The organism is Rhizobium sp. SRI_017, assembly GCF_057586295.1.
The window spans coordinates 114,350-135,967 of sequence record NZ_JBYCZP010000007.1 but is presented as its reverse complement, the minus strand read 5'-3'; the positions used below and the strand labels follow the sequence as shown (position 1 = coordinate 135,967).

General features: G+C 60.8%; 14 protein-coding genes and 1 riboswitch. Of the genes, 6 read left to right on the top strand and 8 right to left on the bottom strand.

The features are described from left to right. Nucleotides 1-53: 53 nt before the first annotated feature. On the top strand, nt 54-1,082 hold the full coding sequence (locus AC2YI2_RS17120) for a GlxA family transcriptional regulator (RefSeq protein WP_487387700.1): 1,029 nt from the start codon (nt 54-56) through the stop codon (nt 1,080-1,082). Between the two features lie 252 nt (nt 1,083-1,334). Here the strand turns inward: AC2YI2_RS17120 and AC2YI2_RS17115 are convergent, their stop codons facing one another. The 5 genes from AC2YI2_RS17115 to AC2YI2_RS17095 all read right to left on the bottom strand — a co-directional run bounded on the left by AC2YI2_RS17115 (nt 1,335) and on the right by AC2YI2_RS17095 (nt 6,470). Continuing rightward, on the bottom strand, nt 1,335-2,120 hold the full coding sequence (locus AC2YI2_RS17115; RefSeq protein ID WP_487387699.1) for an SDR family oxidoreductase: 786 nt from the start codon (nt 2,118-2,120) through the stop codon (nt 1,335-1,337). 49 nt (nt 2,121-2,169) lie between these two features. Next, a complete protein-coding gene (locus AC2YI2_RS17110; RefSeq protein ID WP_487387698.1) occupies nt 2,170-3,120 on the bottom strand; it encodes a sugar-binding transcriptional regulator in 951 nt (316 codons plus the stop codon). Nucleotides 3,121-3,142: 22 nt separating this feature from the next. Then, complete coding sequence (locus AC2YI2_RS17105; RefSeq protein WP_487387697.1) at nt 3,143-4,612, bottom strand: FGGY family carbohydrate kinase; 1,470 nt, start codon at nt 4,610-4,612, stop codon at nt 3,143-3,145. Nucleotides 4,613-4,701: 89 nt separating this feature from the next. After that, nucleotides 4,702-5,661, bottom strand: coding sequence for a transketolase family protein (locus AC2YI2_RS17100; RefSeq protein WP_487387696.1), 960 nt, complete (start codon nt 5,659-5,661; stop codon nt 4,702-4,704). Beyond that, nucleotides 5,661-6,470: a transketolase gene (locus AC2YI2_RS17095; protein ID WP_487387695.1), complete on the bottom strand. Its 810-nt coding sequence runs from the start codon at nt 6,468-6,470 to the stop codon at nt 5,661-5,663. Before AC2YI2_RS17095 ends, AC2YI2_RS17100 begins: the two co-directional genes overlap by 1 nt. Nucleotides 6,471-6,678: 208 nt before the next feature. On the opposite strand from AC2YI2_RS17095, the gene AC2YI2_RS17090 reads away from it, so the two are divergent. From AC2YI2_RS17090 to ribB, 5 genes are all read left to right on the top strand, one after another. Next, entirely contained in the window at nt 6,679-7,653 is a 975-nt protein-coding gene (locus tag AC2YI2_RS17090) for an ABC transporter permease (protein WP_487387694.1), read from the top strand. Nucleotides 7,654-7,782: 129 nt separating this feature from the next. Beyond that, nucleotides 7,783-8,721 (top strand): substrate-binding domain-containing protein, encoded by a 939-nt coding sequence (locus AC2YI2_RS17085; protein ID WP_487387693.1) that lies wholly within the window; start codon nt 7,783-7,785, stop codon nt 8,719-8,721. A gap of 32 nt (nt 8,722-8,753) precedes the next feature. After that, nucleotides 8,754-10,238 (top strand): sugar ABC transporter ATP-binding protein, encoded by a 1,485-nt coding sequence (locus AC2YI2_RS17080; protein ID WP_487387692.1) that lies wholly within the window; start codon nt 8,754-8,756, stop codon nt 10,236-10,238. Nucleotides 10,239-10,255: 17 nt separating this feature from the next. Beyond that, nucleotides 10,256-11,044, top strand: a complete 789-nt coding sequence (locus AC2YI2_RS17075; protein ID WP_487387691.1) for an SDR family oxidoreductase — start codon at nt 10,256-10,258, stop codon at nt 11,042-11,044. 47 nt (nt 11,045-11,091) lie between these two features. Then, nucleotides 11,092-11,238, top strand: a riboswitch (FMN riboswitch). Nucleotides 11,239-11,351: 113 nt separating this feature from the next. Then, on the top strand, nt 11,352-11,987 hold the full coding sequence (gene ribB / locus AC2YI2_RS17070) for a 3,4-dihydroxy-2-butanone-4-phosphate synthase (RefSeq protein WP_487387855.1): 636 nt from the start codon (nt 11,352-11,354) through the stop codon (nt 11,985-11,987). A 5-nt stretch (nt 11,988-11,992) separates the two neighbouring features. Here ribB and AC2YI2_RS17065 read toward each other — a convergent pair whose 3' ends face one another. The 3 genes from AC2YI2_RS17065 to AC2YI2_RS17055 all read right to left on the bottom strand — a co-directional run bounded on the left by AC2YI2_RS17065 (nt 11,993) and on the right by AC2YI2_RS17055 (nt 21,487). Further along, entirely contained in the window at nt 11,993-12,247 is a 255-nt protein-coding gene (locus tag AC2YI2_RS17065; RefSeq protein ID WP_487387690.1) for a helix-turn-helix domain-containing protein, read from the bottom strand. Between the two features lie 329 nt (nt 12,248-12,576). Beyond that, complete coding sequence (locus AC2YI2_RS17060; protein WP_487387689.1) at nt 12,577-13,512, bottom strand: M10 family metallopeptidase C-terminal domain-containing protein; 936 nt, start codon at nt 13,510-13,512, stop codon at nt 12,577-12,579. A 151-nt stretch (nt 13,513-13,663) separates the two neighbouring features. After that, nucleotides 13,664-21,487: a cadherin domain-containing protein gene (locus tag AC2YI2_RS17055; protein WP_487387688.1), complete on the bottom strand. Its 7,824-nt coding sequence runs from the start codon at nt 21,485-21,487 to the stop codon at nt 13,664-13,666. Between the last annotated feature and the right edge of the window lie 131 nt (nt 21,488-21,618).

Below are 21,618 nucleotides of genomic sequence, written 5' to 3'. Positions count from 1 at the left end.
ACATCATCGCCCTATTGTCCGTCTCCATGACGATGGAAGACGCAGCTCAAACGGTGACAGTCACTGAGCCGGACTATGTCCGCTGGCTCGATGGCCTGTGGGCCGAGCGGCTTCTCGCGGCCCGCGACCGCAAGGCGGATCTGTCCATCGGCATCCTGCTTTGGCCGACATTCCCGATGATGTCACTGACGGGAATCATCGAGCCGCTGAGGCACGCCGCTGACTTCGCCGACAATTCAAGGCCCCTGCATTGCCGCTGGTCGATCATGGGCGCCCCTGGCCAGGCAGCCGTCGCGAGTTGCGGCATCAGGGTTCAGGCGGACGCACCCTACATCAACCCGACCGATTTCGACTATATCGCAGTGATCGGCGGCCTGCTGCCGCATCTCCGCGCCGAGCCGAGCAAACACCGCGACTATCTCAGGGTCGCAGCATCAGCGGGCGTTCCCGTGATCGGCATCTGCACCGGCGTGTTCGTGCTCGCGCAAGAGGGTTTGCTCGCCGGACGCAAGGCCTCCGTTCATCCTTTCCACGCCGAGGACTTCCGCCTCGCCTTTCCCCGCCAGGCCTTCTCCACTCGTGACGACTTCCTGATAGAGAACGACCGCATTACTGTGCCCGGCGGCGTATCCATCCTATCCCTCATGACCGAGTTGATCCGGACCCATTGCGGACCGGACCGGGCTGCAAAAGCCGTCCACCAGTTGTCGCTGACTGAACACAAGGGACTGAGCGCCTTCGATCACGAACGCGTCTCGACCTTCCGCCATGTCGAAGATTCCCGAATCCAGCGCGCCGTCGTGCTGATCGAAAGCCGCAAGGGCCAAGGCGTCTCCCCCGAGCACGCGGCCGAGATGGCCGGACTGTCACCCCGGCAGTTCGGGCGTCTCTTCCGCGAGAGCATCGGCATGACGCCCAAACGCTTCATCGTCGAAACTCGCCTGCGCTACGCCCGCTTCCTGGTGGAGAATGGTACGCTTTCAATGACCGAGATCGCCTATGAAACCGGCTTCTCGGATGCCGCCCACTTCACGACGGCCTTCCGAAAGAGGTACGGCAAGCCCCCGGGGCAATTCAGGTGAACGTGACCAGAGTACCTTGATGGCCGATGAGACCAAGGAGTGACACCACAAACCTCGATCCGCACCGAGCCACAATGTGGTCGGCGAAACTGGCGTAGGCGCTTCTCAATTGTCTGGAATGGGAATTTCTCCGGTGATCCTCAAGAAGGGAAAATTACATGGTCCATCTCGAAATAGCGGCGTTCTGGCCGTCCCCATCGTGAGAGACGCAGGTGGAGGCGCCACGACCGCAAACTTGGTTTGGTGCCAAGCTCAAGACATGATTAATCCGCCGTCGACGTTGATCGTTTGCCCCGTGATGTAAGCCGCATCATCCGACGCCAGGAACACGACGAGGGCGGCAACTTCGGCGGGCGTGCCCGCCCGGCCCATCGGGATGCCTCGTACCCATTCGGCCATGAGTTCGCCCGGACCATAGTCGCCGAGCATCTGGCCCCAGACGCGGTCGTTGTAGTCCCACATCTCCGTGTGGATGATCCCGGGGCAGATCGCGTTGGCAGTGATGCCTTCCCGGGCCAGTTCCTTGGCAAGACTTTGCGTCAATCCGACCACCCCGAATTTCGAGGCAGCATAGTGCGGGGTGTAGATGAAGCCTTGGCGCGCCTGACCGGAAGCAGTGTTGATCAACCTACCCTTGGTGCCGCTGGCGCGGAAGCGGCGGATCGCCTCCTGGCAGCATAGAAAAACACCTTTGGTGTTGACGTCCAGATTAAGATCCCATTCGCGTTCCGACAGGTCCTCGACCTTGGCGATTGTAATGACACCCGCGTTCTGGACCGACACCGAAATGGCTCCCAGCTCAGCCTCGGCCTCGCCGTAGGCTTCCCGCACGGCCTTGGCGTCGGTCACATCCAGTGTAAGTCCGATGACCTGCGTACCGGTGTCCTTGCCGAGCGCCGCGGCGGCCTCGGCCGTGTTGCTATCGATTGCGGCTATGGCGACCTTGGCTCCCTCTTCGGCGAAGCGCTTGGCAATGCCGTGGCCGATGCCCTTGTTGCCCCCGGTGACAAAGACTGTCTGGCCTGCGAAACGGTTCATGGTCTTTCCTCCCCAATGCGCAGCAGACCAAGACCAATCGGAAAAGAGGTCAGGCCGTCAGTCTCGCTGCAGTGAACTTGTCGGTAACAAGCACATCGATGACGCCGAGCTTCAGAGCGCCGGCAATGGCCTGGGTTTTTGATTCTCCGCCTGCCAACGCCATGACGCGATTGGCCTTCCTAAGGTCTTCCAGTGAAATGCCGATAACCCGTTCGTTGAGCGGCGATTCGACCGGCTTTCCGTCCTTGTCGTAAAACCGGTAGGAAATCTCGCCCACTGCGCCAGACTCGTTCAGCATCGCCATCTCCTGGCGGGAGAAGACGTTGCCGGAGCGGGCGAGAAGCTCAGACGGTTCCACCGCGCCAATACCGATGATCGCCAGGCTCAGGCGGCCAAACAGATCCATCGTTTCGCGCACGACCGGGTCAGCCAGCATGACGAGTTTTGCTTCGCGGGACGACGTGATGCCCTGAACTAGAAGCAGTCGCGGTTCGCCACCGGTCAGCCGGGCGAGGCGGGCCGTGAGTTGCGTGGCGTGGGTCTGCACCGACGCATCGCCCATGCCGCCGAGAATCTGTACGATGTATTTAGCCTTGGCGTTCTTGAAGGGATGGATATTGTCCACCATGCGCAGGATGGTCTGGCTCCAACTGGAAACGCCTACGATCTCGTCCTGTTGAAGGGTGACTTCAAGAAAATGCGCCGCGGCCTCACCGATGCGAGCCATGATTGCACCGTCCCGGTCTTCGGAACAGTCGATGACAATGGCTTCGGTCAAGCTGTAGCGCTCACGCAGTGCGGTTTCGAGCTCGGCAAAGGTCCCAGGAGGCGGAATAACGGTCGTGCGGACGATGTCCTCTTGCTCGGCCCGTTTCAGCATGCGCGAAACGGTTGCCTGCGACATATGCATGATCTCGGCAATTTCTGCCTGCCGTTTGCTCTCGACATGATACATCTGAGCAACTCTGGCTATCAATCGCAGCTCGTTGAGCCGTCCCATAGTTTCCTCCAAGTGTGAATTTTTATTCACTCATAGTTGAAGGATTCGGAAGGGTCGAGCGGTAGATTGCGTCCCGCCAAGTCAGAAGCCGTTCCGCCGCATCTGAAGCTCGAGGGCGCAGCAGCTTGCCGGCGCGCGGTAGCGCGGCGATGGCGGCAAGATCGGGCCAAACGCCCAGCGAAAGGCCTGCCAAATACGCGGCACCAAGCGCGGAAGCTTCAGGCGCATCACATTGGATGATTGTGTGGTTCAGCATGTCGGCCACGCATTGCATCAGGAAAGTGTTCTTGCTTGGCCCGCCGTCGGCGTAGAGACGTCCGAGGGGTGCCGGTGACTGTGCGGACATCACCTTGAAGACGTCATGAACCTGGAATGCCATCGAATCTGTCACGGCACGAGCCATCTGGGCGCGCGTCGTATTGAAGGTGATGCCGGAAAACAGAGCCCTCGCATCGGCCTGCCAGTAGGGAGCCCCAAGGCCCACAAAAGCCGGCACGAAGCCCGGCCCGCCCGGCTCGGCTGCGGCGGCGAGATCGGTGAGCGCCTGCACATCCGACAGACCGAGCATCTCCGTCATCCAGGGCAGAGCCGCCGCCGAAACGAGGATGTTGCCCTCGAAGGCATAGGTCGGCCGGCCATCGATCGACCAGGCGATCGTTGTCGTGATGCCTTGCTGCGGCGCTATAAAGTGTGGCAGGGTCGTCATGACGGACGAGCCGGTTCCGAAGGTCACCTTGCCGTCGCCTGGATGGAAGGCGCCGTGTCCGAAGAGTGCGGCATGGCTGTCGCCGATGGCCGAGGAGATTGGAATGCCGTCGGGCAGTCCGAGCACGTTCCTGGTCACTCCGAAGCGGGCAGCGCTATCGCGCACTTCGGGCAGGGCGGATTTCGGAACGCCGAATAGATCGCAAAGCTCGTCGCTCCAGACCTGCCGGGTGAGGTCGTAGAGCTGGCTGCGAGCTGCATTGGAAGCATCGCATGCATGCGTCGCCCCACCGGTCAGGCAATGGATCAACCAGGCGTCGATGGTGCCGAGCCGCGCCACCCGTCCGGTAGGCACGCGATCCAGAAGCCACTTCATCTTCGGACCGGGAAACATCGGGTCGATGGGCAGGCCGGTCAGTGTCTGAACCCGCGGCGCGTGACCGGCAGCGATCAAGCTCGCGCAGTCCGGGGCGGTCCGGCGGCACTGCCAGCTCACGACCGGGCCGAGAGGTTCGCCCGTGGCTGCATCCCAAACGGCGACAGACTCGCGCTGGTTGGAGATCGCGAGTCCCAGTATGTCCGCCGCCGATCCAGCGCGCAGGCAGGCTGTGATCGCTTCCTGCACCGATTGCCAGATGCGAAGTGGGCTCTGTTGCACCCAGCCGGGTTGCGGGTGTTCGATACCGACGGGCGCCGCGCCGCGCGCGAGTATCTCTCCCGACGTCGAAACGAGGACGGCCTTGGAATTTGTCGTGCCCTGATCAATGGCGAGAATTGCGGTTGTCATGGCACCTCCAGCAGGCGACAATTGTAGGCGCGGCGGAAGGGAGGCTTCGCCGCGCCCGGCACGTCATCCAGTTGCGCATAACACGCGCATCAGGGCTTCCGTGCAATAAGTGCAGTGGCCGCCTCGGCAATAGCGGCAGGCGACATGCCAAACTCGTCAAGCAGGAATTCAGCCGAACCGGTGGGTGGAAAAATACCGGGAACGCCGAGAATCTTCATCGGCACGGGCGCTTCGGACACCACGACTTCGGCGATCGCCGAACCGAGGCCGCCAAAGATGGAGTGCTCTTCCGCCGTCAGTATGGCACCGGTTTGCCGGGCCGCCGCCACAATTGCGTCGATGTCGAGTGGCCGGACGGTCGCCATGTTGAGCACGCGCGCGGCAATTCCCTTGTCAGCCAGAATATCGGCCGCCTTCAAGATGCGATGGGTCAGTGTGCCGTTGGCAATCAGGGTGATCGCATCGCCATCGCGCAGCAAGTTGGCCTTGCCCAATTCGAAGTGGTGGCCGGCCGGCAGTAGGTCCGGCACGCCAACCCGCGAAAGGCGCAGGAAAACAGGCCCCTCGTAGCTGGCTGCCCATTCCACGGCTGCAGCCGTTTCGATCGAATCGCAGGGTGCGATCACCGGGAGGTTCGGAAGGACTCGCGTCCAGGCAAAATCCTCGATGGAATGGTGGGTTGGACCGAGCTCGCCATAGGCCATGCCGGACGAGATGCCAATGAGTTTGACGTTGGCGTTGGAATAGGCAATGTCGGCTTTGACTTGTTCGAGAGATCGGCCGGTCAGGAAGCAGGCGGCGCCGCAGACGAAAGGCAGGAGCCCTCCATTCGCGAGACCCGCACCAACGCCCACCATATTCTGTTCGGCGATACCCACATTCACCAGCCGTTCCGGCCATTTGGACTTGAACCCTCCCAGCTTCGACGAGCCGACCGAGTCATTGCAGACTGCCACGATCCTGGAATTGTCCGCGCTCAGGCGTTCCAGCGTGGACACGAAAGCGTCGCGGCAGTCATGCAGCTTGGCGGATGATGTCAGTGCATTCATCACAGGGCCTCCGAAAGCTCGCTCATCGCGATCTTGTATTGCTCGGCATTCGGCACCTTGTGATGCCATTCGACTTTGTCCTGCATGAACGAGATGCCATAGCCTTTGTCGGTATGTGCGACGATGCAACGCGGTCGGTTGCTACGCCCTTCCAGCGCTGGAACGATCTCGTCCATGCTGTTGCCGTTGATCTCGGTCACATCCCAGCCAAAGGCTTCGAGTTTGGCCGGGAAGGGGGCGAGATTGTTGGTATCCCTCAAGGTGGCACCCTGCTGGAGCCGGTTGTGGTCGATGATCAGCGTCAGATTGTCCAGGCCGAACTGCGCGGCGCAGGAGATGGCCTCCCAATTTGATCCTTCCTGCATCTCGCCATCGCCAGTCATGACATAAGTGCGATAGCTGGCGCCGGTGAGCTTCGCGGCCTTGGCCATTCCCACCGCAACCGGCAGGCCGTGGCCGAGAGGGCCAGTATTGGTCTCGACGCCGGGAACCTTGTTGCAGTTCGGATGTCCGTTCAGACGCGAATACGGCTTCAGGAATGTGCTGATTTCTTCCTCGGGCAGAAATCCGCGCTTGGCCAGCGTCACATAGAGCGCGAGCGCGACATGACCTTTCGAGAGCACGAAACGATCGCGATCCGGATGCTTCGGCTGATCCGGCCAGACGCGCAGCACGCGGAAGTAGAGCGCGGTGAGAATGTCGATCGCGGACATCTCTCCGCCGATATGGCCGGCGCCAGCTTCGAAGACCGCCTGAAGATCGCGGAGTCGGATCTGTCGAGCGATGCGGTCGAGATCGTTCAGCTGCATGAAATCCTCATTTTGCATAAATATACAGTCGCACATATATTTGCAGAAGAGCGGGGCAAGTCAAGCGGAAACGGCACGGATAGCGCCAATTGTGTCGACATAAAGAGATTGACACTCTGCCGAATGATCATGTACGAATTTACACACGGACTTGAATAATTATGCTGACTGCTGCTGATGGGGAGCGGAGTGGCGGGAGGAGAGCGCGATGCTTGCGACAACGAAGGAGAATGAAGCGGTCGGGCGGTGGATGCTTCCGTCGATGCGAGGGGCCACAGGCCCATTGATCGGTCTCATCCTGCTGTGCCTCTTCCTCACTTTCGCGACCGACAAATTTCTCTCGGTGAGGAACTTCCTCAACATATTGGATCAAATCACCGTGCTTGGCGTGATGGCCGTCGGCATGACACTTGTCATTCTGATCGGCGGCATCGATCTCGCAGTCGGCTCGGTCATGGCGCTGGCAATGATGGTGCTCGGCTACCTGAACGTGGTCGCCGGAGTGCCGATGGGGCTCGCCATCCTCCTTGCCTTGTTCGTCGCTTCGCTCAATGGCTTGATAGCGGGCCTGCTCATCACGCGTTTCAACGTGCCTGCATTCATCGCGACACTCGCCATGATGTCGATCGCGCGCGGTGTCGCGAACATGATCACCGATGGGCAGCAGATCATCGGTTTCCCGGCCTGGTTTAACACGATGGCGATCGTTCGGTTTGGTGGCTTTCTGACGCTGACGGTCGCGGTGATGCTCGTGGTGTTTGTCGTCGGGCTTCTCTATCAGCGATACCGTCATGGTGGCCGAATTTTGTACGCCATAGGCGGAAACGCCGAAGTGGCGCGGCTCGCCGGAATCAATGTTCAGCGCGCCACCGTCCTCGTCTACGTCGTCTGTAGCTTCCTGGCGGGACTGTCCGGCATGGTCCTGGCGGCCCGGCTGGATTCGGTCCAGCCTTCGTCCGGCGTCTCCTATGAACTCGATGCCATCGCCGCAGTCGTGATCGGGGGCACTTCGCTTTCCGGCGGCACAGGCGGCATTGGCGGCACCATTATCGGCGTGCTGATTATCGGCGTCCTGCGCAACGGGCTCAATCTGTTGAGCGTCTCACCATTCATGCAGCAGGTGATCATCGGCGCCGTCATCGTTCTGGCGGTCACGGCGGAGACCTATCGCAAGCGAAAGTAAGGAATCTTCATCCTGTTGGCGCGGGCGCTACGGGGTGCTGGAGACGGTCAGCAATGGTGCGGGCCGGCAAAAGGGAGCTGGTGGTCCTGCTTGGCAGGAAGATCCACCGGGTAAATCGGAGGAGTAACCATGAAATTGTCAAAACTGCTGATGGCGGCCACCGCCGCCGCGGTCCTGATGTCTCCCCTCGGCGCATCTGCGGCGGAGGTCAAGAAGATCGGTCTCGCCGTGCCGAATCTTCAGGCGGACTTTTTCAACCAGATCAAACTGGGTGTTGAAAAATACGCGAAGAGCAAGGGAATCGAAGTCGTCGTCGTCGATGCGAAGAATGACACTGCCACGCAGGTCAGCCAGGTGCAGGATCTGATGACCCAGGGCATCGATGCATTCATCTACATTCCCGCGGGCGCGGCCGCGGCGGCCGTTCCGACGCGTCTTGCACGCGAAGCCGGCATTCCGGTGATCAATGTCGATCGCGTCCCGGACAACGCGCCGGGCGACACCTTCATCGCCGGTGAAAGTGTCGAGTCAGCCTATGCCGTCTGCAAGCACATTATCGAGAAGGCCGGGGGCAAGGGCAAGATGGCGATCATCCATGGCCAAAAGGGTACCACGCCAGAAGTCGATCGTTTTGCCGGCTGCAAGCGTGCCATCGACGAGAATCCGGGGGTGCAACTGGTCGATCAGCAATGGAGCAACATGTGGTCGGCCGACGAGGGATTCTCGATCGCTCAGAACATGCTGCAAGCAAACCCCGACATCACGATGATCTTCGGACAGGCCGACGGTCTTGCGATGGGTGCGGCGAAGGCAATCGATGTAGCCAACCTTTCCGACAAGGTCATCATCGGCGGCTATGACGGCGACGTCTCGGCGCTTGAATATCTCGCCAAGTGCAAGGGCCCGTTCATCGTCACGGCAACGCAGAGCACGCAGAAGATGGGCGTTCTCGCCGTCGAAGCCGCGCTGGCCGTCGCCGCAGGCCAGAAGGTCGAGGAGCGTCAAACCCCCAATGCGGTGCTGACGACCTGCGAGAATGCTCCGGAGTTCGTGAAGAACCATCCGTAACTTGACTTGACATCCGAAAAGGCAGCAGCGTCATGACCAGCTCTCCCATCCTGTCGCTCCGTGGAATTGAGAAATCCTACGGCCCGATCAAGGTGGTGCATGGTGTCGATATCGATATCCATCCCGGAGAAGTCGTGGCGCTGCTCGGCGAAAACGGTGCGGGGAAATCGACGCTTTCCAACGTCATTTCCGGCGCCGTTCAGCCGTCCGCCGGCGAAATGACCTGGCTGGGCGCGGCCTATGCCCCTGCCAATCCACGCGCCGCGATGGACGAGGGTGTCGGCATGATACAGCAGGAATTGAAACTGCTCCCGAAGCTATCCATCGCGGAGAATATCTTCCTTGGCCGCTATCCGATGAAGTCCGGCAGGATCGATCGAAAGGCCATGGAGGATCGTGCAGGCAGTGGCCTCAAGCGGCTGGGTCTTGATATCTCACCGGACCGGCTCGTCGAAGGGCTTTCGACCGGAAAGCAGCAACTGATCGAAATTGCCAAGGCACTAACGCTCAATGCCCGCCTGCTAATCCTGGACGAGCCGACTGCTGCATTGGGCGGCGAGGAGACCCAACTCCTGTTCCAGCAGATCGAACGTCTCAAGTCTGAAGGCGTGGGCATCATCTACATTTCGCACCGTCTGGAGGAGATTCGGCAGATTGCCGACCGGATCGTCGTCATGCGCGACGGCGCCAAGGTGCAGGAATTCGACAGCGGCAAGGTTCCGGTTCGTACAATTGTCGAAGCGATGGTTGGCCGCTCTCTGGAGCGGATGTTCCCGGCAATTCCGGCGCCATCCGACGAGGTGACGCTGGAGGTCAGAAACCTGACCTCGCCAACCGGCGCATTCCGGAATATCAGCTTTTCGGTCGGCAAAGGCGAGGTCTTCGGCATAGCGGGCCTCATGGGCGCCGGGCGCACCGAACTTGTGCGCGCCATCACCGGTGCCGATCCCATCTCTGCTGGCGAGGTTTTCCTGCATGGTAGGGCCGTTACGCCTCGTTCGCCCATCGACTCTATCCGCCATGGCATCGTTCTCGTGCCGGAGGATCGAAAACTTCAGGGCGTGGTGCTCGATCACTCGATTGCCGAGAATATCGCCTATGCCAACCTCGGCGATATTGCGCCGAAGGGCTGGATTTCCTCTAGCCGGCTTCATCAATTTGCTGATGACTATATCAAGAAATTCGGCGTGAAGGGTCGCGGCCGCCAAAAAGCTGGCGAACTTTCCGGTGGCAACCAGCAGAAGGTGGTGCTGGCCAAATGGCTTGCGCGCAAGCCGCAGGTCGTCGTTCTGGATGAGCCGACGCGTGGCATCGACGTCGGTGCCCGCTCGTCGATCTATGATCTCATCATGGATTTGGCGCGCCAAGGTGTCGCGGTAATCGTGGTCAGCTCGGATCTGGAAGAGGTCCTTGGGGTTTCAAGCCGCATCATGGTCATGTCGCATGGCAAGCAAGCAGGCATCCTGAATCGGGAAGATGCCAACGATGTCTCGATCATGGAACTAGCGACCAGCTAAAGCAGGAGAATTTCATCGTGTCCGACATCGCGCTCAACGCACCCAAACTATTCGAACTTTCCGGGAATGTCGCACTTGTGACGGGTGCTGGCAGTGGCATCGGTCAAAGGATCGCCATGGGGCTGGCGCAGTGCGGGGCAGACGTTGCGCTCCTCGACCGCCGCACGGATGACGGATTGGCGCGGACGGCCGAGTTCATCAGTAGGACGGGGCGTCGCAGCATTCAGATCGCCGCCGATGTGACCAGTGGTGGCGCCTTGAATGAGGCGGTTGCCCGCACCGAGGCGGAGCTTGGCCCGCTCACGCTAGCCCTCAACGCCGCCGGCATCGCCAATGCCAATCCGGCCGAGGACATGGAGGAAAGTCAGTTTCAGACCATGATCGACATCAATTTGAAGGGTGTCTTTCTTTCTTGCCAGGCAGAAGCCCGCGCGATGTTGAAGAACGGTCGCGGATCGATCGTCAACATTGCTTCGATGTCGGGAGTGATCGTCAATCGGGGTCTCAATCAGTGCCACTACAACGCCTCGAAGGCCGGCGTTATCCACATGTCGAAGTCGATGGCAATGGAATGGGTCGGCCGCGGGATTCGCGTGAACACCATTAGTCCGGGCTACACGGCGACACCCATGAACACCCGCCCGGAAATGGTGCATCAGACAAAGCTGTTCGAGGAGCAGACCCCGATGCAGCGCATGGCCACGGTGGACGAGATGGTCGGTCCCGCTGTTTTTCTGCTTTCGGGGGCAGCAAGCTTTGTCACCGGCGTGGACCTCCTGGTCGATGGCGGTTTCTGCTGCTGGTAAAATATCATGAGATCTCTTGCATTCTTTTGCAGGAACTCTTTATTTAGATGTGTTCTCAGGGCGGGGTGAAAGTCCCCACCGGCGGTATCTGGAGAAATCCAGGAGCCCGCGAGCGCTTCCACTCAAGTGGAGGGTCAGCAGACCCGGTGCGATGCCGGGGCCGACGGTCATAGTCCGGATGAAAGAGGACAACGTCTGCATAACCGCTCCTTACCGGAGCGGCGCGGGCTTGTTCGCCCAAGGGATGAATAGCGGCTGTGAAGTCGCGGTTTTACGCCGATATCGGCAACCCTTGAAAGGCTATGGAATGAAAATCTCGAAAATTGAAGACGCAATCGCGGTGCTTGCCCGGGGTGGCATGATTGTGGCCGTGGATGATGAAGACCGGGAGAACGAAGGCGATATCATTGTCGCCTCGGATTCGGTGACGTCGGAAACGATCGCCTTCATGATGAAACACGCGCGCGGCCTGATATGCGTTGCGATGGAAGGAGAGCGCCTCGACGCGCTCGACATCCCGCTGATGGTTCCCCGTAACACCGAGTTTCACAAAACGGCATTCACCGTGTCCGTCGATTATCTTTCGGGAACGACGACCGGCATCTCGGCTGATGATCGGGCTGCGACGGTGCGAGCCTTGGTGGATTCAGGCTCGCGGCCAGAGGATTTTGCCAGACCGGGGCACATCTTTCCGCTGCGGGCACATCCAGCGGGTGTGCGCGGCCGGCCAGGCCATACCGAAGCAGCGGTGGATCTCGCGCGCCTCGCCGGCAAGTCTGCTTCAGGGGTGATTTGCGAGGTTGCCAACGACGATGGAACGATGGCGCGCCTTCCTGAACTGCTGGTGTTCGCTGACATACACCAGCTTCCGCTGATCACCATCAAGGACCTGATTGCCTTTGTCGAGGCGCAGGCAGCGGTCGGCGCAGCGCAGGCTGCTTGACCAATTCACTTTCGTTTTGGCAGAGATGCGCGCGTGAGCCTGCGTATCTCTGCGATCCGGGAGATCTCAACCAGACCGTCGAGCGAAAGACCGTAACGCTGAAGGTCACGTGTTCCGACTTTCAGACGATTACCCGCAGCCTTCTCTGCACTGATCGCACCCCGATCGATCAAGCGAACGAGACATTGCCGAGATACGCCCAAAATCTCTGCTGCATCCCGGGTCGGCACGCACACTCGGCAATTCCACCGACTCGCCATTGACGAGGACGACTTGTACGGACTCTGCCTGCGTGGTCGACCGGGAGACGAGCATATTCGCGAGGCGCGCAGCGGCGGTCCTCTCCATAGGGAGAACTGCGCCGCGCCTGCTCGATATCCCCGCCGGCCCCCTCGCCGCGATGTCGCGGACGAGTGACTCGGCCTTCTCTATCAGAGCGGTCATGTCCGCATCGGCGGTGGTCCGCAACGTTGCGAACTAAGGGCACACAACAAGCGTGTGCACATGAGGGATCCATGGCTACGCTTGGCAGGCCGGCTGGAAATGCTGGCTGAGATCGCAGTGATCGACCTCGCAATCCAGACAGACTTTAGAGCAGAAAGTGGCTCTCGCTAAGGTTAGCCGCGTTCGAAAGGTGAATAGCGAAATCGGCATCACCATCGCCGTCGACGTCGGCCGAGATGTCTACGATGCTTCCCGCCTTTTCGACGCGAAGCTCGCCGGCCTTGCCGGAGAAGTCGCTCTCGCCGATGAAGGTGAAGCTCTGGTTGCCTGCGCTGGTCGTGTCGGCGTCGATGCCTTTGAGATTGAGCCGGTCGCCCTTCCCGCCGCTGAAATCGGCAATCGTATCGAAGTCGCCCGGCCCGGAATCGGCGACGGATTTGAAAATGAACTGATCCTTGCCAGCACCGCCTGTAAGCGCATCCGCCCCGATGCCGCCGGCCAACTTGTCATTGCCTTTTCCGCCGGCCAGCGTGTCGCTCCCGCCGCTGCCGCTAAGGGCGTCTGCCTTGGAACCGCCAATATAGGTATCGTCGCCGGCACCGCCAGTGAACTTGACGGACGACTTTGCCAGCAACTTCACGAACTCCGCTCCGTCGCCGGTCATCATGCCGTAAAGAATGTCGCTGACATTGTCGCCTTTATCGCTGTCCAGCGCGAGCTTGGAGAAGGTCACGACCGCTTCCCGAACGCTCATCGTTTTGGTGGTGAGATACATGCCCTGCTCAACGCCATCCAGGCCTTCACCAAGAGCTAGCGAATTGAGCTTGCCGTCAACGACGTGCGTTTGCAGCGAATAGCTGAGGCTGCCCCCCGCAATCAGAGTCGCGCCGCCGGTATAAGCGCCCGTGCTGCCCTCGACTGTTTGAGCGACGCCATACTGCGGTGAATCCTCAAGCGAGTCCTTGAAGTAACCAAGGTTTTTCGAGGAGTCGAACATTCCCGGCAATGTTGCAAGATAGCTCGATCCGCCTTGATTGATGTTCACGCCGTCGCCAGATTGGACGTTGATGGTGATTGTCATGTTCTTTCCTTTTGTTGCCGACTTTGGCCTGCCGGCCGGTCAAAGAAGCAAGGGGGCTTGGTCGCAAGACCGCATTGCCCCCGCTGCCACGGTTCCGCCGGCGCGGATCGATGTCCACGCCGATGTTCGCTGTCCACTGATGGACCGCGTCTCAGAGGATCAGGAAGTCTTCCTTGATGTTGATGCTGCCGAGGAGATGGAGGATGAAATCCGCATTGCCGTCGCCATCGACATCGCCCTCGACAATGGTCCGGCCATGGGACTTCTCGAAGCGCAGTTCGCCGGCCCTGCCAGTGAAATCGTCGCGGCCGATGAAGTCGAAACTCTGGTTGCCTTCCCTCGTCTTGTTGGCGTCGATGCCTGAGAGATCGATAATATCGCCCTGGCGTGGCTTGAGGTCGGTAATGGTATCGAAGGCTTTTGGCTTGGAGTGGTTGACGGTGTCGAAGACGAACGTGTCGGCGCCTCCGCCTCCGATAAGCCGATCCCCGCCGGCGCCACCGATAAGAGTGTCATCGCCGCCGCCCGCTCGGATGGTGTCCGAGGTCCTGCCGCCGGTCAGCGTCTCGCCGCCGCCGCCGCCTTCGATCACATCTGCCGTATCGAGCACGGCAATGGTGAAGGTCTGTTGCGCCGACAGGTCGCCGTCCGATGCGGTGAGCGTCACTTCGTAGGAACTGCGGGTCTCATAGTCGAGCGCTCCATTCACCACCAGCTGGGTAACGCCGTTGACCGTTGCCAAGGCAAATTTGCCACCACCGCCGGAGAGCGACCAGGTGATGTCATCGCCTTGCGCGTCTGTTGCCGAAAGCTGGCCCACGGCGGTGCCGAGGGGGACGCTCTCAGCCACACTGGTGCTGGAGAGATCAAGACCGGTCGGCGCGGTGTTGGCCTCGTTGGGAACATCTTCCACCGCAATGGTGAAGACCTTGCTGGTCAGGCCGCCCTTGCTATCACTGACCTGAATCGTGACGGAATGGCTGGTTGCGGTCTCGTAGTCGACGGCAGCCGCCAGCACGAGCTGGGTGACGCCACCCGACGTCACCAGCTTGAAGCGGCCCTGCGCATCACCGGTCAAGGCATAGGTCAGTGGATCGCCATCCTCGTCGGTGGCCGAAAGCGTCCCGATGACGGTGTTGAGGTCAGCATCTTCGGACACGGTGGCGGAGGACAGGCGAAGACCGGTCGGCGCCTTGTTGTCACTGTCGATCAGTTGGACGATGCCGTCGCTGAAGCTCGCGCTTTCGACATTCGTCAGCGTTGAGACGGCGGCGGTTGCCGTATGCGTGATCGTCACCGCCCCGTTGGCCGCTGTGGCCACGACATAATTCGCCTTGGCGCCGGTGAAGAAGATCACGTCATCGCCGGCGCCGCCGTCGAACGTGTCGTTGCCTCCCTTGCCGGTGATCGTGTCGTCGAACCGGGTGCCGACATAGGCGTCATTGCCGGAAGAGCCGACGAAGTTCTGCGCATAGGCGTCGAGCGCCTCGATATACTTGCTCAGGCGTGAGAGGTCGCCTGAAGCACCGTACATGTGCGCGACGGCGAAGTTGTGGATCGGGCCGGTCGCCTCGATCGTGGCTTCCTCCGTCGCATTGGTCGGGATGGCGTTGGAAAGATTGAGCCCGGAGATCCGCAGTTCCACATTGCCGCCCACGAAGTGGCCGCTTGCGTTGAAGCTGCCTGATCCACGCGTGCCATATTCGACGACATTGGCCGAACCGCCGACGGTATGGGTGGCGAAGTGGTATTGCAGGCTGCCGTCCATCAGCACATATTTGCTGGATGCGCTCGCACCATAGCCGATGAACATCTCGCTGCCGGTGAAGGAGCCGCCATTGTCGAATACCGGCATGCCGCTGCCTGTCGTGCCGGCCAGGAATTGTCCAGCGATATAGGCGTCGAGATTGATGCCGTTCGATCCCGATGCATCGAGTGTGATCGTCCCCACCGGCACGTCCTCGACCACGTTGGTCACGCCGATGGCAAAGGTCTGGACGACCTCCCCACCCTTGCCATCGGAGACCTGGACGCTCACCTGATGGCCCGTCGCGGTCTCGTAATCGAGCGCGCCGTTGACCACCAGGCTGGTAACACCGTTCGCCGTCACCAGCGCGAATTTGCCGTTCGCGTTGTTGGTCAGCGTGTAGGTCAGCGCGTCGCCGTCAGCATCGGTTGCGGCTAGCGTGCCAACCAACGTGCCGTTGGCGGAATTCTCCGCCACCGTTCTGGCTGAAAGGGTCGGTGCCGTCGGCGCACGATTGTCGGCAATATCCGTCACGTTGATCGTGAAGTTCTTGCTGACCTCGTTGACGCCATCGGAGACCTTGACCGTCAACTGGTGGCTGGTGGCCGTCTCATAATCCAGCGCGCCCGCGACCACGAGCTTGACCACGGCATTGGCACCCGTTCCCTCGGTGATCAGGCTGAACTTGCCGCCCGCATTGTTGCTCAGGGTGTAGGTCAGCGGCTGGCCTTCAGGATCCGTCGCAGAGAAGCTGCCGACGACCGTATTGGTTATCGCATTCTCGGCAACGCTGTTGGCTGACAGAACAGGCTCGCTCGGCGACTGGTTGGCTGGGTTCGAGAGCGTGACGGTCTCATCGGCGAATTGCAGCTTCTCGACATTCTTGATCGTGTCGGCACCATCATCAATCGATCCGGTCCTGGAATCAGTGACCGACCAGGTGCCGTCCAGATTCTGTGTGATGGTGTAGGACGACCTGTTGCCGGTGTAGACCGCGATGTCCTCGCCGGTGCCGCCGTCGATCACGTCATCGCCAGCACCGCCGGCGAGCATGTCCCCACCTCCGTTGCCGTTGATCGCATCGTCGAATCGGCCGCCGGCGAACGTGTCGCCACCCGCCGATCCGACGAAATTCTGCTCATATTCGTCGAGCGCATCCGCAAATTTATCGAGCCGGCTGAGATCCCCCACCGCACCATACATATGTGCGGTGGCGAAGTTGTGGATCGGGCCGTTGGCCTCGATCGTCGCTTCTTCATTGGCATTCGTCGGAACGGCATTGAAGAGGTTGAGGCCGGTGATAGTCAGTTCGGCATTGCCGCCGACGAAATAGCCGTTCGTGTCATAGCTGCCGCTACCCGTCGTGCCATACTGCACCGTGTTGGCCGTGCCGGCGACCGTATGCGTGACAAAATTGTAAGCCAGATCGCCATGCATGAATACGTATTTGGATGTGGCGTCAGAACCATAGCCGATGAACATCTCCTCGCCTGTGAACACACCGAACTGGTTGTCGAACACCGGCATGCCGCTGCCCGTCGTTCCGGTCAGAAAGCTGCCGCGGATATAGCTTTCGAAATCGATGCCGGCGGAGCCGGATGCGTCGATGGTGATCGTGCCGGCGGGCGTTTCCGGAGCGGCTTCCTCAACATCGGTCACGTTGACCGCGAAGGTCTGGCTGGTCTCGCCGCCTCTGCCGTCCGAGACCTTCACCGTCACGGAGTGGCTGGTGGTGGTCTCGTAATCGAGCGTGCCGTTGACCACCAAGCTGGTAACGCCGCTCGCCGTCACCAGCGCGAAGTTGCCATTGGCATTGCTGGTCAGCGTGTATGTCAGCGCATCACCATTTGCATCGGCCGCGGACAGCGTGCCGACGACCGTTCCGACGACCGCATCCTCGGCGACGGTACTGGCCGAGAGCACAAGGCCGGTGGGAGCATCGTTGCTCGCATAGTCCGAGAGGTCGAGCGTCTTGCCGACGACCGTCTGCACGCCGCCGACGGTCGTGCGCCACGTCACAACGACGCTGTCACCTTCGAGCACGGACACGGTCGGCACCGCCGCCGTCGTGCCCCGGGCGTCGCTGACCACGAAATCATTGCCGATGGCCGCGCCGTCCGCTTCGAACACGCGGCCGCGAATGACCGGCGGCGTGCTCTCGGCAGACGACCAGACCATGAAGATGCGTCCGTCATCGAGCACCGTGACGTCAGGCCCCAGCTGGCTGCCGGTGAGAGTGTTGTTGACGACGAAGTCGTCGCCAACCGGCGTTCCGTCGGCCTGGAAAACACGCGCGCGGATATCGCCGCTCGACGCCCAGGTAACGACGTAGCCACCATCGTCGAGGGCCGCAACATCCGGGATGGTTTGTGCACCGGCAGCGGTGCTGTTGACCTCGAAATCGGCCGTGCCGACAACATTGCCGGCGGCGTCGAATTGCGTCGCGCGGATCAGGCCACTCTCCTTGTCGGTGCCTTGATTGTCGCCCGACGCCCAAGTGATCACGTATCCACCATCGTTCAGCGCAGTGACGGTCGGAGTCAGCTGGGCAGTCGCAGAGACGGTGTTGACCACCGCGTCCGTTGCGCCGCCGGGCACGCTGCCGTCGGCGTTCAGGACGACCATGCGAATACCGTTGCTGTCGGTGTCGCTGCCCTGGCCGTCGGCCGAACTCCACGTGAGCACAATGCGTCCATCAGCGAGCACAGTGCCGACCGGAGCGGACTGCGTGGCAGAGATGCTGGTATTGACGACAAAGTCATTGCCGGCCGGCGTGCCGTCGGCGGAGAAGACCCGCCCGCGGATGCCGGTTTGCTGATCATCCAAGCCCTGCCTGTCGTCCGATTGCCAGACGGCCATGAAGCCGCCGTTGGAAAGGGCGATCAGGGACGGAGCGCTCTGGGTTCCCGTCGATGTCGATTCGACCGCGAATTCGCCCGAGACAGGCGTTCCATTAGCATCGTAAATCCGCGCAGCGACACCGGTGGCACCAACCTGCCAAGCGACGACGAAATTGCCGTTGGCGAGCGTGGTGACATCGGGGGTCGTGGACGCATCGCTGCCGGAGATGACGAAGTCGGATTTCGGCGTTCCTTCGCCGATATCGCCGACCTTGACGGTGAAGTTCGCGCTGGTTTCACCGCCCTGGCTGTCCGTGACCTTAACCGTCACCAAGTGGCTCTTCGCAGTTTCGTAGTCGAGCGCGCCGTTGACGACGAGCTTCGTCACGCCGTTGTCGGTTATCAGCGAGAACCGGTCGCCGGCGTCCTCCGTCAGTGCGTAGGTCAGCGTCTGGCCTTCCGGGTCGGTCGCCGAGAATGTGCCGACCACGGTGCCGATGACGGCATTTTCCGCAACGTTGGTGGCCGAGAGCGTCGGCGCGGTCGGCGGCTGGTTCGCGGCACCGCCGATATTCATGATCTGATCGGCAAACTGGAGCTTCTCGATATTCTCGACGGTATCGACGCCGTCGGCGTGGCCGCTGGTTCGGTTGTCGGTCACCGTCCAGTTGCCGTTGCCATTGTCCGTCACGGTATAGTCGGACCTGTCGCCGGAGAAGAATGCCGTGTCGATGCCGTCGCCGCCGTCGATATCATCGTTGCCGCCGCCGCCGGCCAGGGCGTCGAGCCCTCCATTGCCGGCGATCGTGTCGCCGAAGACGGTGCCCGTATAGGTGTCGCTGCCGACTGAACCCTGGAAGTTCTGGGCATACTCCCCAAGCAACGCCTTGACCGTTTCGATCTCTGTGGGATTGGGGCCGTTCGCGCCATGCATCCATGCCGAGGCCATGGCATTGGTTTCGCCATAGATCCGGTCCAGCAGACCGGATCCGCTCGATAGGTCGAGGCCGGTAATGGAGATTTCAGGGTTGGTGATCGATCCGCTGACGACTGCGGCGCTGTTGTTGCCGAATACCAGAGAATTGACGTTGCCCCCGACGACGTGCACGTCCTCGCCGCTGACCGGATCACTCCACCAATAGGCAAGGTCGCTGCCCTTGAGGGAGATCAATCCCTGTCCATTGTCATAGGTATAGAGGTATTCCGAGGCGGTCTGCGGCGCAAAAGTGACGCCGCTCGGCAGGCTCTCGCTCACCTTCGCATAGGCCGTATCGAGGTAGCTGTCCCAATTGACGCCGCCATTCGCCCCGGCCAATGCCGTATTGGCATCGATGGTGATGGTGCCGCGCGCCGTGTCGCCCGCTTCGGCGGCATCGAGCACATGCACCTCGATGGTCTTTTCGTATTCGATGCCATTGACGCCTTCCGCGCGGATCGTGACCGAGTGGAGGTCGTCGCTCTCATGATCGAGCGGGCCGTTGGTGACAAGATATTGTTTCGTGACGCCACCGACCGTCCGGGTCTCCAGCGCGAAAAGGCCGCCGGCATCATCGACCAGCGTCGCATCGAGCGGCGTCGAGCGGTCGTCGAAATCGACGATCGCACCGATTGCAGTTCCGGATGCCACGTTTTCGACGATGCTCGTGTAATTCTTGCCTGTCGGTGTCGAGGTCAGCCAGATGCCTTCGTCGGTCGACTGCACCGCGATCGTCTCGGTTATCTCGGTGCCATCGGTAGCCGTAGCCTTGACGACGAGGTCATAGACGCCTTCGACCGCCCTCGTTCCTTCGAAGTCGAGCGGCGTCTTCAGGACGACGCTGATGGTCCCGTCGGTGTTGGTCCGCAGGTCGAAGTAGCTGTCATTGTCACCCTGGCCCGAGACCAGCGACCAGGTGGCCGCCCCCGGGACACCGTCGAGCGATAGCACTCCGACGACCGAACCGGCGCGGTTGCCTTCCGACACGGAGGTGCTGGAGAGGACAATGTCCGGCGCGCTTTCGGTCACGTCGGTCACGCCGATCGAAAAGGTCTCGGTCGCCTCGCCGCCATTTCCGTCGGAGACCTTGACGGTCACGCTGTGGGATGTCGCCGTCTCGTAGTCGAGCGCACCATTGACGACGAGCCTAGTTACGCCTGCATCCGTGGTGAGGTTGAACCTGCCGCCGGCATCATCGGTCACCCCATAGGTGAGAGGATCGTTTTCGGAATCGGTAGCGGACAGGGTTCCGACGACAGTGCCGTTCGACGAGTTTTCCGCGACGGTGGCAGCGGAAAGAGCCAGATCGGTCGGGGCCGCGTTGCCCTGGCTGGAAAAGTCGACGACGGTTCCAAATATCTTGGCGACGCCATCAACGCCGCGCCAGGTGAAGGCAACCTGGTCATTTGGCAACACGGAAATCTCCGGAAGAGTCAGGGGATTGCCGACCGTGGTATTGATCTGGATAGCGTCGCCTTTCTCCGTGCCATCTTCGGAGAAGTGTCGGGCGAAAACGCCTGGCGGCTCCGCAGTTGCCCAGGCGACGATGAAATCGCCGTTGCCGAGGACGGCGGCGCGCGGCGGGGTGCCAACGGAATTGTTGTTGCTTACGAGGACATCGCCCCCTGATTGGTTGCCATCAGCAGCATGGATCCGCAAATGGACGCCGCTGGCATCAACCCAAGAGATGCCGAACTTTCCAGCGTCGAGTGCCTGCACGTCCGCCAGCACAGCAGAAGCGGAGATAATCCGGTCGGCGGCACCGACGACATTGCCCGATGCGTCGAACTGTGTGAAGCTGCTGCCGCCTGTTAGCTGCTGCCAGAGTATCACATATCCGCCGTCGGCAAGTGCTGCGACCTGGGGGGTCGTCTGGCTGCCCGTCGTGGCGGCGTTGATCACGAAATCGGAGCCGGACGGTGTGCCGTCGGCGTTCAGGAAAGTGGCGCGAATGTCATTGTTGGTCGATGAACTTGTATCTTCGTCAGCCTGCCAAGTGACTAGAATGCGCCCGTCAGTGAGTTCCGTGATACTCGGAGCTGACTGAGATTGCGAGACTGTCGTGTTCACGACATAATCATCGCCTGTCGGCGCGCCGTTCTCATCGAAAACACGGGCACGGATGTCGTAACCGTTCGCCCCGTCATTCGATTGCCAAGCGACAATGAAGCCTCCGTTGGCGAGCGCCGCGACTGTGGGTGTCGTTTGCGTAGCGTTCGTCGTTGTCTCGACGCTGAATTCGCTGCCGACCAGACTGCCGTCGGGAGCGTAGATCTGAGCCAGCAATCCGCCATTGCCGCTGATCGTCACATTCCAAACGACAACGAAATTGCCGTTTGAAAGTGAGCTGATTTCCGGATTGCTGAGCGCTGTGAGCGACCCAGCGACGGAATCGATGACAAAATCAGACATGGGGGACACTCTCCTGGACTTGTGGCCGCGAGCAGTTCAGAACTAGCGGTCGGTCGTATGACCAAATTATTGAATGCAGTCGAAAGCGCTTGCTGCAGCGTTCCGCCCGGACGGTTCGTCCGGGCGGGCTC

Excerpts from the sequence above, each read along its gene's own strand:
- AC2YI2_RS17065 (WP_487387690.1), bottom strand. The coding sequence starts at position 12,247 with ATGGCGAGTCGGTGGAATTGCCGAGTGTGCGTGCCGACCCGGGATGCA.
- AC2YI2_RS17115 (WP_487387699.1), bottom strand. The coding sequence starts at position 2,120 with ATGAACCGTTTCGCAGGCCAGACAGTCTTTGTCACCGGGGGCAACAAG.
- AC2YI2_RS17090 (WP_487387694.1), top strand. The coding sequence starts at position 6,679 with ATGCTTGCGACAACGAAGGAGAATGAAGCGGTCGGGCGGTGGATGCTT.
- AC2YI2_RS17085 (WP_487387693.1), top strand. The coding sequence starts at position 7,783 with ATGAAATTGTCAAAACTGCTGATGGCGGCCACCGCCGCCGCGGTCCTG.
- AC2YI2_RS17055 (WP_487387688.1), bottom strand. The coding sequence starts at position 21,487 with ATGTCTGATTTTGTCATCGATTCCGTCGCTGGGTCGCTCACAGCGCTC.
- AC2YI2_RS17095 (WP_487387695.1), bottom strand. The coding sequence starts at position 6,470 with ATGCAGCTGAACGATCTCGACCGCATCGCTCGACAGATCCGACTCCGC.
- AC2YI2_RS17060 (WP_487387689.1), bottom strand. The coding sequence starts at position 13,512 with ATGACAATCACCATCAACGTCCAATCTGGCGACGGCGTGAACATCAAT.
- AC2YI2_RS17105 (WP_487387697.1), bottom strand. The coding sequence starts at position 4,612 with ATGACAACCGCAATTCTCGCCATTGATCAGGGCACGACAAATTCCAAG.
- ribB (WP_487387855.1), top strand. The coding sequence starts at position 11,352 with ATGAAAATCTCGAAAATTGAAGACGCAATCGCGGTGCTTGCCCGGGGT.
- AC2YI2_RS17110 (WP_487387698.1), bottom strand. The coding sequence starts at position 3,120 with ATGGGACGGCTCAACGAGCTGCGATTGATAGCCAGAGTTGCTCAGATG.
- AC2YI2_RS17080 (WP_487387692.1), top strand. The coding sequence starts at position 8,754 with ATGACCAGCTCTCCCATCCTGTCGCTCCGTGGAATTGAGAAATCCTAC.
- AC2YI2_RS17100 (WP_487387696.1), bottom strand. The coding sequence starts at position 5,661 with ATGAATGCACTGACATCATCCGCCAAGCTGCATGACTGCCGCGACGCT.